Annotated in this window: 12 protein-coding genes and 1 tRNA gene; 3 read left to right on the forward strand and 10 right to left on the reverse strand. The window is 64.2% G+C overall.

Translation table 11 applies throughout. From position 1 onward, the window contains the following. Nucleotides 1-145 precede the first annotated feature (145 nt). A complete protein-coding gene (locus tag ACX80A_RS13050; RefSeq protein ID WP_459260178.1) occupies nucleotides 146-889 on the forward strand; it encodes a DeoR/GlpR family DNA-binding transcription regulator in 744 nt (247 codons plus the stop codon). A gap of 727 nt (nucleotides 890-1616) precedes the next feature. On the opposite strand, the gene ACX80A_RS13055 is transcribed toward ACX80A_RS13050, so the two are convergent. From ACX80A_RS13055 to ACX80A_RS13095, 9 genes are all read right to left on the reverse strand, one after another. Further along, nucleotides 1617-1690: transfer RNA gene (locus tag ACX80A_RS13055), tRNA-Pro, on the reverse strand. 113 nt (nucleotides 1691-1803) lie between these two features. After that, nucleotides 1804-3348 (reverse strand): ribosome biogenesis GTPase Der, encoded by a 1545-nt coding sequence (gene der, locus ACX80A_RS13060; protein ID WP_459260179.1) that lies wholly within the window; start codon nucleotides 3346-3348, stop codon nucleotides 1804-1806. An 18-nt stretch (nucleotides 3349-3366) separates the two neighbouring features. Then, nucleotides 3367-4062: a (d)CMP kinase gene (gene cmk, locus ACX80A_RS13065; RefSeq protein ID WP_459260180.1), complete on the reverse strand. Its 696-nt coding sequence runs from the start codon at nucleotides 4060-4062 to the stop codon at nucleotides 3367-3369. Beyond that, a complete protein-coding gene (locus ACX80A_RS13070; protein ID WP_459260181.1) occupies nucleotides 4059-5171 on the reverse strand; it encodes a prephenate dehydrogenase in 1113 nt (370 codons plus the stop codon). Before ACX80A_RS13070 ends, cmk begins: the two co-directional genes overlap by 4 nt. A 4-nt stretch (nucleotides 5172-5175) precedes the next feature. Then, nucleotides 5176-6666, reverse strand: coding sequence for a pseudouridine synthase (locus ACX80A_RS13075; RefSeq protein ID WP_459260182.1), 1491 nt, complete (start codon nucleotides 6664-6666; stop codon nucleotides 5176-5178). Nucleotides 6667-6690: 24 nt separating this feature from the next. Beyond that, complete coding sequence (scpB, locus tag ACX80A_RS13080) at nucleotides 6691-7341, reverse strand: SMC-Scp complex subunit ScpB (protein ID WP_459260183.1); 651 nt, start codon at nucleotides 7339-7341, stop codon at nucleotides 6691-6693. Further along, the gene (locus ACX80A_RS13085) at nucleotides 7338-8237 is read right to left on the reverse strand and encodes a segregation and condensation protein A (RefSeq protein ID WP_459260184.1); all 900 of its coding nucleotides are present in this window, start codon (nucleotides 8235-8237) and stop codon (nucleotides 7338-7340) included. The genes scpB and ACX80A_RS13085 overlap by 4 nt, the downstream gene beginning before the upstream one ends. A 30-nt stretch (nucleotides 8238-8267) precedes the next feature. Further along, nucleotides 8268-9146: a ParA family protein gene (locus ACX80A_RS13090; RefSeq protein WP_459260185.1), complete on the reverse strand. Its 879-nt coding sequence runs from the start codon at nucleotides 9144-9146 to the stop codon at nucleotides 8268-8270. 346 nt (nucleotides 9147-9492) lie between these two features. After that, nucleotides 9493-10935: a cation:dicarboxylate symporter family transporter gene (locus ACX80A_RS13095; protein WP_459260186.1), complete on the reverse strand. Its 1443-nt coding sequence runs from the start codon at nucleotides 10933-10935 to the stop codon at nucleotides 9493-9495. 119 nt (nucleotides 10936-11054) lie between these two features. Between ACX80A_RS13095 and ACX80A_RS13100 the strand changes: the two genes are divergently transcribed. Next, nucleotides 11055-12698 (forward strand): sensor histidine kinase, encoded by a 1644-nt coding sequence (locus ACX80A_RS13100; RefSeq protein WP_459260187.1) that lies wholly within the window; start codon nucleotides 11055-11057, stop codon nucleotides 12696-12698. Beyond that, entirely contained in the window at nucleotides 12691-13380 is a 690-nt protein-coding gene (locus ACX80A_RS13105) for a response regulator (protein WP_459260188.1), read from the forward strand. The genes ACX80A_RS13100 and ACX80A_RS13105 overlap by 8 nt, the downstream gene beginning before the upstream one ends. On the opposite strand, the gene ACX80A_RS13110 is transcribed toward ACX80A_RS13105, so the two are convergent. Then, complete coding sequence (locus tag ACX80A_RS13110) at nucleotides 13377-15284, reverse strand: propionyl-CoA synthetase (protein WP_459260189.1); 1908 nt, start codon at nucleotides 15282-15284, stop codon at nucleotides 13377-13379. The two genes, ACX80A_RS13105 and ACX80A_RS13110, sit on opposite strands and share 4 nt — an antisense overlap. Nucleotides 15285-15383 lie beyond the last annotated feature (99 nt).

Consider the following 15383-nt stretch of genomic DNA (forward strand, 5'->3'; position numbering starts at 1 on the left):
ATCAGGTAATCGGGCGCATCGGCATCGGCATCAGCCAACACGCACTGGTCCGGAATGCGCACTTTCGCGCAGACGCTCTAGAATCGAACCAGCGATGAGGCTAGTCTGCGCAGGCAGTACTTTAGACAAGAAAGGAGCTGGATACGTGTCACGACAGGCAGAGATTGTCGAGGTTCTCAAGGATGATGGCTTCCGATCCGTCAACGATCTCGCCGCGCGATTTGCTGTGACTTCATCGACGATTCGGCGTGACCTTGAGCGTCTTGAGGCGATGGATTTGGTGCAGCGAACCCACGGTGGTGCGATCCCAGTTCGGCAATCTGACACTCCTCACCAATTCAAAGAGGAACTTCATCTCGCCGAGAAGTCCGCGATTGGCAAGGCAATGGCGGAGCGGATTCTTGAAGGCCAAACAGTGCTCCTCGATGGGGGGACCACGACGCTCGAGGTCGCGCGGCACCTGACTCGGCGCCGTCTCACCGTGGTGACCAATGATCTGCGCGTTGCCACGGAGATTGCCCGGCGACGTTCAGCGCATCTCGTACTTATTGGCGGCGAACTTCTCCCCGACATCTACACGACGTGGGGGCCGGCTGCAGTGCTTCAACTGGAGAATCTGCGAGTTGACGTCGCAGTGTTCGGCGCGGATACCGTCTGCGACGACGGCCTCTATCACACGAGTAGCTATGAGGTTGAGCTCAAAAGGCTGATGCGTTCCATCGCGAAGGAGGCCTTCTTCGTCGCGGACAGCTCCAAGTTCGGCCGTGAGGCGCTCTTCAAGGTCTTGGAGGTCAATGATTTCACTGCGGGGATCACTGACGATTTACTTGACCCCCTTCGCGCCTCGCAATTCCCCATTCCGATTATTTTGGCGGGCGCGCAACGGTAAGCTCCGTAGTGCGTATCCGCTTAGCTCAGCTTGGCTTTGGCTGCTGCCGGGCCGCCAGCGACTATCTCGGCTCCGGTAGACGGCGCCCGTTACCTGGTCGGGCCGCGAAGGGCTCGGAATGCAGACATCGGAGTGAGTTTCAGTTGTAACGGAAAGATCAATACGTCGGTGTAGTCCTGCAGATCCATGGCGCTGTGGGTTTCGCAGCGCCCACCCCTGGACGAGCAATTCCTATTACCGGGAATGGTGTGAAGGCTTGTAAAAGTCAGGCGGAGAGTGATCAACCCGATAAGGTATTCCGCAATGCGGTGCGCTGTCTGGGGATTACTGCGTTCGGGTGGTTCCGAAGGGTATTCTAACAACCCCCCTCTATCGGGTGGATCGTAGATGCCGTCGTCGCCACATCCGTCCCGGCGTGGACCGGCACCTATGTCTCGTACTAAGTCGATGATTAGCGAATGACCTCGGTCCAGAGCCCTCCGATACCGCAGACGAAATCATCAGAGGCCTTGAAAGTGGTAGATATCCCAAGTAGCACGAGTCAGAGGAAACGGCGTTCTGGTCCCCTTGTGGTCCTCTATCCTCAGACGCCCAAGGTCGACCGGTTCCGCTCTTAAGTGGGTCGTCCACCCAGAAAGGCCCAAGAGACCAGACTGTGACCTAAAATACCGCGTCCAGAACGACGAAGCCCCGATGAGATTTGCCGTCTCATCGGGGCTTCCAGCTGTCGGGATGACAGGATTTGAACCTGCGACCCCTTGACCCCCAGTCAAGTGCGCTACCAAGCTGCGCCACATCCCGATTGGCTCGCCGATGAAGGCTGAACCACCTGAAGAATCCTATCGCATACCCCGGCCCTGAACGAACCGGGCCGCCTTGAGGATCCCCAATCCGCTAGGCGTGCACGGGCGAGACTACTTCTTCTTGCCGCGCTTCTCCCGGACGCGCATGGCGACCTCGATCGGCGTTCCTTCGAAGCCGAAGGTTTCCCGCAGGCGCCGCTGGATGAAGCGACGGTAGCCCGGGTCGAGGAACCCGGTGGTGAAGAGAACGAACTTCGGCGGGCGCGACGACGCCTGCGTGCCGAAGAGGATACGGGGCTGCTTTCCGCCACGAACCGGGTGCGGGTGGGCAGCAACCAGTTCACCGAGGAACGCGTTGAGGCGCCCGGTGGGGATCCTGGTGTCCCAGGATTCCAGTGCACGGTCCAGGGCCGGGGTCAGTCGGTCCTTATGCCAGCCGGTCAACGCCGAAATGTTCACACGGGGTGCCCATTCGACGTGCGCCAGGTCCTGTTCGATCTCGCGCTCCAGGTAGGTGCGGCGCTCGTCGTCCATCAGGTCCCACTTGTTGAACGCCAGCACCAGCGCCCGGCCGGACTCCATGGCGAGGTTCAGAATACGAATGTCCTGCTCGCTGAGCACCTCGTCCACGGCCAGCAGCACCACGGCCACCTCGGCCTTTTCCAACGCCGACTGGGTCCGCAGGGATGCGTAGAAGTCGGCACCCTGGGCCATGTGCACGCGGCGGCGGATGCCCGCGGTGTCCACGAAGCGCCAGACGCGGCCGTCGAGCTCAATCATTTCGTCTACAGGATCACGGGTGGTTCCGGCCAGCGGATCCACCACTACCCGGTCGCTGCCCGCCAGCTTGTTCAGCAGCGACGATTTGCCCACGTTGGGACGGCCAATCAGCGCCACACGGCGGGGCCCGCCGGAGCGTTCCAGCCCGCCGTGCGCCGAGAACTTCGGGAGCACCTCGAGCGCCTGGTCCAGCATGTCACCAGTACCACGTCCGTGGAGAGCCGAGACGGGCCACGGCTGACCGAAGCCCAGACCCCACAGGGTGGAGGCATCGGCTTCGTTCTGGATGTCGTCAACCTTGTTGGCGACCAGGATGACCGGCTTCTTCTTTTTGCGCAGCATCTGCACAATGGCTTCGTCCGTGGCGGTGGCGCCAACGGTTGCGTCGACGACCAGCAGGACGGCGTCGGCCATGTCGACGGCGATCTCGGCCTGATCGGCGACCCGGGCGTGGATGCCACGGGCGTCGTGCTCCCAGCCACCGGTGTCCACGAGGGTGAACCCGCGCCCGTTCCAGGTGGCCGAATACATGACGCGGTCACGGGTGACGCCGGGGGTATCTTCGACGACTGCCTCGCGGCGTCCGAGGATACGGTTGACCAGGGTGGACTTGCCAACGTTGGGGCGTCCAACGATGGCAAGGACCGGATCGAGCTGCAGCGGGGCGTCGGGATCGTAATCCTCGGGCTCCAACGCAAGCAGCGCCGCATCTTCCTCGTCGAGTTCGTAGTCGTCGAGGCCGGCACGAAGCGACCGGGCGCGGACCTCCGCCTCGTCGTCGTCGATTCCGGCCAGGCGCTCCGCAATCGAGTCCTCGCCGGTCGGCTCGAACTCTTCTGCCCCTTCAATGTCAGGGCGGGCCTGGTTGTCAGTCATGAGTGCATTCCTTCGTTATCAGTGTGCAACGGTTCGAACGACATCGAGCACGGCCGTGATGGTCTGCTCAAAATCGAGTTCCGATGAATCTACGGTAACCACGCCATCTGCGGCCTGGTGAAAATTGACGACTGTCGAGTCTTTGGTGTCCCGCCCCAGGACCTGCGCCTGCAGCTGCGCGTCCGTTTGGGTGCCGCCGAGCTGGTCGCCGCGGCGGCGCAGGCGGGCGGCTTCGCTGGCGGTCAGCAGGATCCGTACTTCGGCGTCGGGCGCGACGACGGTGGTGATGTCCCTGCCCTCCGCGACGATGCGGTGCCCTGAGTCGGCGATGATCTGGCGCTGCCGCCGGATCAGTTCGCTGCGGGCGCCCATGGTGGTGGCGACGGCCGAGACAGCGTCGGAGACCCGCGGTTCACGAATCGCGTCGGTGACGTCCTGGCCACCGACGGTGATCGATTCGTTGTCGGGAGTAGTACTAATGCCCAGATTGATCGCACGGGCGGCGTGTTCGACGGCGGCGCCGTCATGCAGGTCAATCCCTTCGGCGAGGCAGTGCCAGGTAACCGCCCGATACATTGCCCCCGTGTCCAGGTAGGCGGCATGCAGGCGCCGCGCCGCCTCACGGCTAACGCTCGACTTGCCGGACCCTGAGGGACCGTCGATGGCGACCACCAGGGACTTGCCGATGCGGAAAAGGGAATGGGGGGTGTTCACTGGACCACTTTCCAACCGTTGGCGGTGAGGAATTCGAGGAGATCGTGCCGTTTGCTCGGTACCACGGAGATTTCGGCCATGCCCACCTGACGCCCGGGCGAGTGTTCCAGCCGCAGATCCTCAAGGTTGATGCCGGCGTCGCCAATTTCGGTGAGGAGCCGGGCGATCTGGCCGGGGACGTCCTCGACGAGCACCGTCATGCGGGCGAAGGCCTCGGGCGGGGTGCCGTGCTTGCCGGGGATGCGGGCCTGGCCCACGTTGCCCTCGGAAATCAGTTGTGCCATATCGAGCCGCGATCCGGCCCCGGTGGGGTTTTCGAGGGTGCCGATGAGCCGGTTCAGGTCCTCGCGCACGCCGTACAGAATCTGGACCAGACGGTCGGCGTTCGCCGACAGGATCTGCACCCACAGCCGAGGGTCACTCGCAGCGATCCGGGTCACATCGCGCAGGCCATTACCGGCCAGCGCCAGCGCATGCGGCGGCGAGTCCTGCAGCCTGCTCGCCACCAGCGACGACAGCACCTGCGGGAGGTGGGAGATCAGTGCAACCGACTGGTCGTGGTCCTCGGCACTCATGCGCGCGACGACGCCGCCCAGGTCAATTGCCAGCGCTTCGGCAGTACGGATCGATGCAGCCGAGGTCTTCGGTCCGGCGCAGACCACCCAGGGCATGCTGGTGAATAACTCACCGCGGGCGGCGACCGGCCCTGACTTTTCCCGTCCAGCCATCGGGTGGGTCCCCACGTAGCGGGCCAGAGCCGACTCGTCGACGACCGAAGTCAAGTGGTCCAGCACCGAAGCTTTCACGCTGGCAATGTCGACGACGACGGCATTCGGGTACTTGGTGAGCGCCTTGGCACTCAGGTCCGCCGTGACATCGGGCGGTGCTGCGACAACGATCAGTTCCGGGTCAAGAGTTTCCGCCGGGTTGTGGGACCGTCCCGCGCCGATATCCTCGGCCACCGCCTGGGTGGAGGGAGAGATGTCGGTCAGTACGACGTCGATCCCCCGGGCCCGCAGCCCCAAGCCAATGCTGGCGCCCAAAAGCCCCGTGCCCACAATGAGCACGGGACCGGACAGGTGGGTACCACCGTGATTAGCGCCAGGCATGTGTTTAGAGTCCCACCGCTGCCAGCAGGTGTCCGACTTCCTGGTTGCCTAGGACCCTGATGCTGCCCTGGCGCTGGTCGTTGACCCGGATGGGGCCTACCTGGGTACGGACCAGACGCTCGACGGGGTGGCCGACAGCCTCGAAAAGACGACGGACCACACGGTTACGGCCGGAGTGCAGCACCACCTCGACCAGGATGTGCCCTGGGGTGGAGTCGACCAGCCTGAACGAGTCGACGCTGGCAATGCCGTCTTCAAGTTCGATGCCTTCGCGCATCTGCGCGCCGATGCCGTGAGCCATTGGCCCGCGGACCTGTACGAGGTAGGTCTTGGGGACCTCGTAGGAGGGGTGGGTCAGCCGGTTGGTGAGTTCGCCATCGTTGGTCAGAAGCAACAGGCCCTCGGTGGCGACGTCGAGACGGCCCACATGGAAGAGCCGTTCGTTCTCGTTCTTGTTTTTCAGGTAGTCACTGATGCAGGGACGACCCTCGGGGTCCTCCATGGTGCAGATGACGCCCTTGGGCTTGTTGAAGACGTAGTAGACCAGATGGTCGTTGAGCTGCAGTCTGATGCCGTCCACGTGGATAGCGACCTGGGTGGGATCGACCCGGACGCCGAGGTCGGTGACGATGGTTCCATCAACCTCAACGCGGCCGTCCTCGATCATTTCCTCGCAGACGCGGCGTGACGCCACTCCCGCCGAGGCCATGATCTTCTGGAGGCGAACGCCGTCGGGGTTGTGGACATCAAGACGGTCGACAGGTGCCGCTTTGGGCCTCTGTACCTTGGGCCGGCGGACCGGTCCGAGGCTTTGGCCGAAGCGTTCCCGGCCGAAGGCCTTGGGCCCGGCTGGCTGCTGCCGGCCGCCGCTCTTCTTGGCTCCAGCTGGCTTGGGGGTGCGGTTAGCGAACGGGCGTGCCTCGCCCGACCCTTCCGAAGCGCCGCGGTAGCCGCCGGTGGTAGGACGACCGCCGCTGGTGGGGCGACCACCTGTGGTGGGACGACCGCCGCGGGCTGAGGTGTCGCGGGGTGCACCGCTGCGTGGTGAACTGTCGCGTGACGCGTCGCGGGAGTAGCCGCCCTCGCGTGGTGCGCCGTCGCGGCCTGGCTTCGCACGGGCGGCACTGCCGCGGGCTGGACCCTGGCGCTTGGCGCCGTCGCGGGCCGGCCCCCTGCGTTCTCCGTCGCGGTCCGACCCTGCACCCTCGCGAGGCGAGCCTTGGCGCGCGTCGCCGTCGCGCCCTGCTCCGGAAGCCGAGCCGCGGCCGAACGCGTCGCGCGCCGACCGACCACGGGCTGTTCCTGAGCCGGCGCGGGGAGCACCGCCGCGTGCCGGCCCGCCGCGCGGCGCGCCGTCTCGGGAACCGCCGTCGCGGGTGGCACTGTCACGGCCGGAGTCGTCACGCGCGTACCCCTCACGGCCGCTGGCAGGACGTGCGGACCCGTCGCGTTTGGGGGTGTTGCGTCCGGAGCCGGACCGTGGCGCCTGTGTCATTGAATATCCTTTTAGCTAGCGTGTTTAGTACGTGGTGTCATCAAAATCACCGAGGTTTTCCAACCCGGGTAGATGTGGTGAAAGCTGCGGCAGGTCAGCAACGCTGCCAATACCTAATCTTTCCAGAAAGTACGAAGTTGTTCCGTACAGAATTGCGCCTGTTTCAGGATCGGTTGCAGCTTCGGCGATCAGACCGCGTAACGCCAGGGTGCGTACCACCGAATCCACGTTCACGCCGCGGATCCCTGAAACTCTTGCCCGAGACACCGGTTGCCGGTAGGCGATGACGGCGAGGGTTTCCAAAGCTGCCTGTGACAGGCGGGCGCTTTGTCCTTCGAGCACGAACTTCGCCACTACCGGCGCAAACGTGCTGCGCGAGAAAATCCGCCATCCACCGGCGACGCTGCGTAGCTCGAAGCCACGCGGCTGTGAAACCGCCGGATCGGTGGTGTGCCCTTCCGGGCCCTGACCAGTATAGCCGTCATACTCCTGCTGGAGTTCCACCAGCAGGAGCTGGACTTCGGCGACCGGAACGAGGAGGGCAGTGGCGAGTTGCACGTCGGTGACTGGCTCGTCAACCACCATCAGCACCGACTCCAACGCGGCCTTGATACCGCCTGGTTCACCCGCGGCATCGAAAAAGGTCTCCTCATCGCCAGGGTCCTGGGCTTTCACTGTGATCCTTCAAGGGGTGGAGGGGGCAGGGCTGGCGGGGTGAGCATTGGCTGGTCGTATTCATCACTGATCGAGGCTGGGGACCAGTCGCCGACCCCGACAGACCAGCGGATCGTGAGGTTTCCAAGTGGCGCGCTCTGGTCAAAGGAGATCACCGCATCACGGAACATTTCCAGCAAGGCAAGAAATCTGACCACCACGGTCAGCATGTCCCCAGCATCCTGGGTGAGCTGTCGGAAGGACAGCGGCCGTCCTTCCCGGAGCCGGAGCCCCAGCAGCTCGGCCTGTTCGCGAACGCTCACCACCGACCCGTGTAGGTGGTCGACCCCCACCTCGGTGGGTGCGGGTTCGCGGGGCGCCAACGCTTTCGCCGCCAGGTCTGCGAACTGCCCGGGGGTGGTGTGCCAGGACAATTCGGGCATCATCGCCGCGACCTGGGGTTCGAGGCTTACCTGCCGCGGGAACCGCTGGCCTTCCTCGGCTAGCCGCTCCCCCAGTTGCCGGGCGATTTCCTTGAACGCCTTGTACTGCAGCAGCCGGGCGAACAGGAGGTCCCGCGCTTCCAGCAACGCCACATCCTCATCGTCCTCCACCTCACCGGCAGGAAGCAGTCGGGCCGCTTTCAAATCCAGGAGGGTCGCGGCGATGACCAGGAATTCGCTGGCTTCGTCGAGGGAGAAATCGGCGTCAGTGCCCTGGAAGGCGCGGATATACGCGATGAACTCGTCGGTGACCGTGGCCAAGGCTACCTCGGTGATGTCCAGCTCATGCTTGGAAATGAGCCCCAGCAACAGGTCAAACGGACCACTGAAGTTTTCCAGCCGGACGGTGAACCTGGTTGGCTCCCGTGCTACACCGTCGTCGGGCGTCACGGCGTTCGCTTCGGCGTCACGCATGGGCGCCAGGGTGCGCGGCGCACTGCATGGTTAGGGGGCGCCCCCGCGCGCGATCAGTTCCTTGGCCAGCCGGCGGTAGGAGTCGGCACCCGAGTGGTTTGCCGCGTAGGAGGTAATTGGCTCGGCGGCCACTGTCGCATCGGCAAACTTGATGGTGCGCTTGATGACCGTCTCGAAGACTTTGTCACCGAAAGCTTCGACCAGTCGGGCGATGACTTCGCGGCTGTGCAGGGTCCGGGCGTCGTACATGGTGGCGAGGACGCCGTCGACCTGCAGTCGCGGGTTCAACCGGTCCTGGACCTTCTCGATCGTTTCGACCAGCAACGCAACGGCGCGCAGCGCAAAGAACTCACAGATCAGCGGGATGATAACGCCGTGCGCCGCAGTGAGCGCGTTGACCGTCAGGAGTCCGAGCGATGGCTGACAGTCGATGAGGATGACGTCGTAATCATCCGAGACCTTCCGGAGGGCGCGGTCCAGTACCTGTTCGCGGGCTACCTCGTTCACCAACTGCACTTCGGCTGCCGAGAGGTCGATGTTGGCAGGCAACAGGTCCACGTTCTCGAATGCCGTGGTCTGAATGGCGTCCTGGATCTGCACCTTGCGGTCCATCAGCACGTTGTAGACGGTGAGATCGAGCTCGTGCGGGTTGGTGCCGAGGCCTGCTGAGAGGGCGCCCTGGGGGTCGAAGTCGACCAGCAGGACGCGGCGTCCCGCCTCGGCGAGCGCCGCTCCCAGGTTGATGGTGGAGGTGGTCTTGCCGACGCCACCCTTCTGGTTCACCATCGCTATCACGCGGGCCGGTCCGTGGGAGGACAAAACCGGTGGTTCGGGGAACACGGTCACCGGGCGGCCGGTGGGCCCGATCTCGGCGTCCGTCAGAGTTGTGGAACCCTGTTCGCTACTCACGTATGTATCCACGCTTCCGTTTAATCGCTGTGCTGAAAGTATCGCTTGCTTGCCTGCCCTCCACGTTACAACCGGGGCTGCATTCCGACGGGTAAATCGGCTGACACCGACCCGCGAGCCTTTAGTTTCAACCTGAGGTCTAAGCTTTCCCGGCTGGGACGGGAAGCACTTTTTGCATTAGCCCACCCGCCGACGCCGACCACTGGGATTGTCTAGACAATCCCAGTGGTCGGGGCCCGTCAGTGGGACGGTTTGCGGCGCACCCGCTGCGTCAGCCAAACAGCAGAATAGGCCCCTTCCCGGGTGGGAAGAGGCCTATTCGGGGGTGTTACCCAGGCAATAAAACCTAGCGGTTGGCGCCGACCCGGCGGTCGCCATCGTCATCGAGGACACCCAGGTTGTTGACGGCCCTGTCAGTGGTGACTGCGGAACCGTCTTCGACGTCGTCATCGAAGTGGCTGGCGCTCATGGTCGCCTCATCGAAGGGCAGGTTTCCGGCCAGGACCTCATCCACGCGGCCCCGGTCGATCTCGTTGGTCCACTTTCCGATCAGCACGGTGGCGACGGCATTACCGGTGAAGTTGGTCAGCGCGCGGGCCTCGGACATGAACCGGTCGATGCCGACGATCAGGCCGACCCCGTCCACCAGGTCCGGGCGGTGCGACTGCAGGCCACCGGCCAGGGTAGCCAGGCCAGCGCCGGTCACCCCTGCGGCACCCTTGGAGGCGATGATCATGAAGACCAGCAACGAGATCTGCTCGCCGAGGGCCAGCGGAGTACCCAGGGCGGACGCAACGAACAGTGACGCCATGGTCAGGTAGATCGCTGTGCCGTCAAGGTTGAAGGAGTAGCCAGTGGGAACGGTGACGCCCACCACGGGCTTGGAAACGCCCAGGTGTTCCATCTTCGCGATCAGTCGTGGCAATGCTGCCTCGGAGGAGGAGGTGGAGAAGATCAGCAGGTACTCGCGGCCCAGGTACTTCATCAGCTTGAAGATGTTGACACCGGTCACCAGCTTCAGCAGGCCACCCAGGATCACGACGATGAAGAGGATGCAGGTCACGTAGAACGCGGCCATCAGAGTGAACATACTCACGATCGCCTGCACGCCCGTCTCACCGACGACGGCGGCAATAGCGCCGAACGCGCCGATCGGGGCCAGCCACATCACCATGATCAGAATGCGGAAGACAAGTGCCTGGATGTGACCGATGCCGCGGAGGATTGGCTTTCCCGCGGATCCCATGCGCTGCAGGGCAAAACCAACCAGGAGTGCGACGAAGAGGGTCTGGAGAATGCTGGTTCCGGTCAGGGAGGCAAGCAGGGTGTCGGGGATAATGCCCAGCAGGAAGTCGGTGGTGGTGGCCGCTTCGCTGGTGTCGCCGGCGTCGTAGGTGGCACCGGAGAGGTCAAGGCCTTCGCCGGGCTGGACAATGTTGCCGACGACCAGGCCGATGGCCAGGGCGAAGGTGGACATCACCATGAAGTAGCCCAGCGCCAACCCGCCGACCTTGCCGACCGTTGCGGCTTTGGCGATGGAGCCGATACCCAGCACAATGGTGCAGAAGATAATCGGAGCGATCATCATCTTGATCAGACCGATAAAGCCAGCACCGATGGGCTTGAGGCTTTTGGCGAACTCTGGCGCCATGAGGCCCAAAATGGCACCAAGGATCACCGCCGCGATCACTGCAATGTAGAGGAAATGGGTCTTGTCGACCCTCTTCCGTGGTTTACCCTGGCTGGCCGACTGGGCCGGCTGACCTGCGGTGGATTTTGATGGCGCCATAGCCATACTCCTTCGGTGGATGATTCAAAGCTGTCTATCCCATGCTCGGGCGTACAGTGATGTGAATCACCATTGCGTTCATATTGTTCGCAGGATCAAAGGAAGGGAACAGCGGAACGGTGAGGAAATGGAGCCTGGCACGGCAATTCTTCATTGGGCAGTTGGTTTTCGTGCTGGCGCTGACCGCCGCCATCTCCTGGGTCCTCTACCTCGATGCCGAGCGGAGCACCTATGAGACCTCAGCCAATCGCATGCTCGCGATTGCGACGACGTTTGCCGACGATCCGTACGTCAATGCCTCGGTCTCACAGCCTGATCCCAGTGCCGCGCTCCAACCGTATGCCAGCGACGTGATGGGCGACCTCGGCGTCGACTTCATCACCATCATGGCGCCGGACCGGACCCGGTTCACCCACCGCAACCCCGAGGAAATCGGCAGCCCCTATATCGGATCGATCGAGCAGGCGCTCGACGGCCGGGCCCACACCGAGACGTTCTCCGGCACACTCGGACCCTCGGTACGCGCTATCGTGCCGGTGGTGGACGACGACGGCGCAGTGGTCGCGATGGTGGCGGCCGGGGTCACCGTGGACACGGTAGCGATCGCCCGGAACGCCCAACTGCCCCTGCTCTTCCTCATTGCGGCGGGGGCGGTGACTGCTGGAGCGGTGGTGTCTTTCCTGCTCAGCCGGCACCTCCGACGGGCCACCCTCGGCCTTGGCACGGACCAACTCTCGCACATGTTTGTCTTTTACGACTCGGTGCTCCATTCGGTCCGGGAGGGCATGGTCCTCACCAATCCGCGCGGTGAACTGGTGTTGTACAACGACCAGGCAGCGCAACTGCTCAGCCTCCCCCCGGCCCGCACCGGGCAGCCGACCCCTGCCCGCGACCTCGACCTGCCGCCGTCGCTCATTGACCTGCTGACTACCGGCCGACAAGCCATCGACGAATTCCACGTCACCGCTGACCGGATCCTCGTGGTCAACCAGGAGGCGGCAGTCCCCGGCGGGGGCAGCCGACCGCCGGGCGCCAGGCCGATGGGTACCGTCACCACCCTGAGGGACCACACGGAGATCGAGTCGCTGACCGGTGAGCTGGCGACCATGCGCACCCTCACCGACGCGCTGCGCGCTCAGACCCACGAACACGCCAACCGTTTGCACACCATCGTGTCCCTCATCGAGCTCGACCGCCGCGCCGAGGCCCTCGACTTTGCCACCCGGGACCTGACCCAGTCCCAGCAACTCACCGACGATGTGCTCGGTGCCATCGACGAACCGTTCATCACCGCCCTGCTCGTTGGCAAGGCCGCGCAAGCCAACGAACGCGGGATCGAACTGGCGATCGCCGTCGACGGCTTGATCGAAACCTCCCACCTCGATCCGAGCGCGCTGGTCACGATCATCGGGAACCTCCTGGACAACGCCCTGGACGCTGCGTCGGATTCGCGCGACCGGCGGGTCAGTCTCACTATTCAGCGCAGCGGCAGCAATGTGATGATCACGGTGCGGGATAGCGGACCAGGGCTGAGCGCCACCGGTGCAGACGCGTTCACGCTGGGGTTCAGCACCAAGGAGCCCGCAGTGGGCGGCGTGGGCCGCGGGCTGGGCCTGGCCCTGGTGCGCCAGGCGGTACAACGCCTGGGGGGTTCGCTTACGGTGGCGAACGACGACGGCGCCCGCTTCACTGTGCTGTTACCCCTCGTCTCGAGGCAGCCGCCCGTGGCGAACAACCCGTTCCCGGGTAGCACCCATGTCTGATGACATCAGGGTCCTGGTGATTGAGGACGACGCCATCACCGCAGACGCGCACGCCGAATATGTCAGGCGGCTCGATGGGTTCGCCCTGGTGGGGGTCGCCCACAACGGAGCGGAGGCCATGACCTTTTTAGGCTCGGGCGCGGATCGGGTGGACCTGGTGTTGCTGGACATGAACCTGCCGGACATCCATGGTCTGGACATCATCCGGAGGATCCGCGGCGCTGGCCTGCCCACCGACGTCATTGCCATCACCGCTGTCCGGGAGCTGCACATTGTCAGAGCGGCCATCTCCTCCGGGATTGTCCAGTACCTGATCAAGCCGTTCACCTACTCGGCCTTCAGCGACAAGCTGGCGAACTACCGGTCTTTCCGCGCGAACCTGGTGGCCCAGTCGTCCTCCACCACCCAATCCGAGGTGGACAACGCCCTTGCCGCGCTTCGTCCGCCCGCTCAGGGCAGCCTGCCCAAGGGACTCTCCGACGAGACGCTCAAGGGCGTGATCCTGATGCTCAAGCGGGGCGGCACCGCCGTCTCGGCGGTAGAGGTGGCAGCAGACCTCGCGCTGTCCCGGGTGACCGCACGCCGCTACCTCGAATACCTCGCCGACCAGCAATCCGCCCGACGCGCGCCCCGTTACGGGACCCGGGGCCGGCCGGAATTTGAGTACTCCTGGATCAGCTAGCCCGCCCGGGGCTGCAGGACCGATTTCATGGCGTCCAGCACAGACTGGTCCTCAATGGTGGAAGGCACCACGTACTCCTCACCCGCAGCGATCTGGCGCATGGTCTTCCGAAGGATCTTTCCGGACCTTGTCTTCGGTAGACCGTCCACCACCACTGCCTGTTTGAAGTCGGCCACCGGGCCGATCTGCTGCCGCACCAGGTCCACCAACTCTTGTTGGAGGGTCTCGGCACTGATGTCGATCCCAGCTTTGAGCACCACATAGCCGCTGGCGCGTTGCCCCTTCAGCGCGTCCGCCAGCCCGATCACCGCGCATTCGGCGACTGCCGGGTGCTGCGCCAAGACCTGCTCGATGGCCCCGGTGGAAAGCCGGTGTCCGGCCACGTTGATGATGTCGTCGGTGCGGCCCATCACGAAAACGTAGCCGTCGTCGTCGAGATAACCCGAATCACCGGTGATGTAGTAGCCGTCGAAGGCGCTCAGGTACGCACTGATGAAACGCTCGTCGCTTCCCCACAGGGTGGGAAGCGTTCCCGGCGGCAGCGGCAGCTTCAACGCGATGTTGCCTTCGGTCCCGGCCGGGACCGCATGGCCGTCGGCGTCGAGAATTCGGAGGTCGTAGCCGGGCTGGGGCAGCGTGGGCGAACCCGGTTTGATGGTCAGCTCTTCAACCCCGCGAGGATTGGCGCAGATGGGCCAGCCGGTCTCGGTTTGCCACCAGTTATCGATCACCGGCACGCCGAGCGTCTCGCCGGCCCACCGGTACGTGTCAATGTCGAGCCGCTCCCCCGCACAGAACAGCAGCCGCAGGCTGGACGTGTCGTAATCCTGACGCAGGGCAGCATCCGGGTCGACCTTCCGCACCGCCCGGAGCGCAGTGGGCGCGGTGAACAGCACGTTGATCCGGTGATCGTTGATCAGCCGCCAAAACGCTCCGGCATCGGGGGTGCCGACGGGCTTCCCCTCGTACAGCACCGTCGTCGCGCCAGCAAGGAGGGGGGCGTAGACGATGAATGAATGTCCCACCACCCAGCCGACGTCGGACGCCGTCAACATGACGTCGCCCGGGCGGACGTCGAAGATATTGGTGATTGACCAGGCCAGGGCGACGGCGTGCCCGCCGTTATCCCTCACCACGCCTTTGGGGGATCCCGTGGTTCCTGAGGTGTAGAGGATGTAGAGCGGGTCGGTGGCATTGACCGGGACGGGGTCGGCCGGCTCGGCTGTGGCGAGCGTTTCGTCCCAGTCGAGCCAGCTGGTGCCCGACGTCGTCGCGTACTGGACGCTGTTGTTCGCGAAACCCTCCCGCGATTTCACGATGACGGCGTCCACCCGGTGATCGCACAGTTCGAGGGCCTGGTGGACGGCGGGCAGGTACTCGATAGGGCCGCGCGGTTCCAGCCCGCCCGACGCCGTCACCACCACGGTGGGGCGTGCGTCCTGGATCCGCGAGGCCAGCTCTTTGGCGGCGAACCCGCCGAAGACCACCGAGTGAACGGCTCCCAAACGCGCCGTGGCCAGCATCGCGATCACGGCCTCGGGCACCATCGGCAGGTAGATCACCACCCGGTCTCCTTTGGCCACCCCCTGCGAGCGCAGGGCCCCCGCGAAGCGTGCCACTTCGTCCCGGAGCTCCAGATAGGTGTACTTGCGGACCAGACCGAGCATTGCCGAATCGTAGATTAGCGCTGTAGTGTCCCCGCGCCCGGCCTCGATGTGGCGATCCAGGGCGTTGTAGGACGTGTTGAGTTCACCGTCGGGAAACCACCGATGAAGTGGTGCGGCTGCGCTGTCCAAGGCGATGGTCGGGTTCTTGGCCCAGTCGACGCCCCGTGCTGCGTCCAGCCAGAACTTGTCGGGAGCCTCAAGGCTCCGGCGATACAGCGTGCGATAGTCCTGGCTCATACGGCTCTCCTCCACGTCAATGTGATGTGCTGTCATCCTACTGACGAGCGCCAGTCATGTATACATAAGCCGGGGAATCATCGATTAGGGTGGACTTTT

The sequence above is a fragment of the Arthrobacter sp. TMN-50 genome, assembly GCF_054511125.1.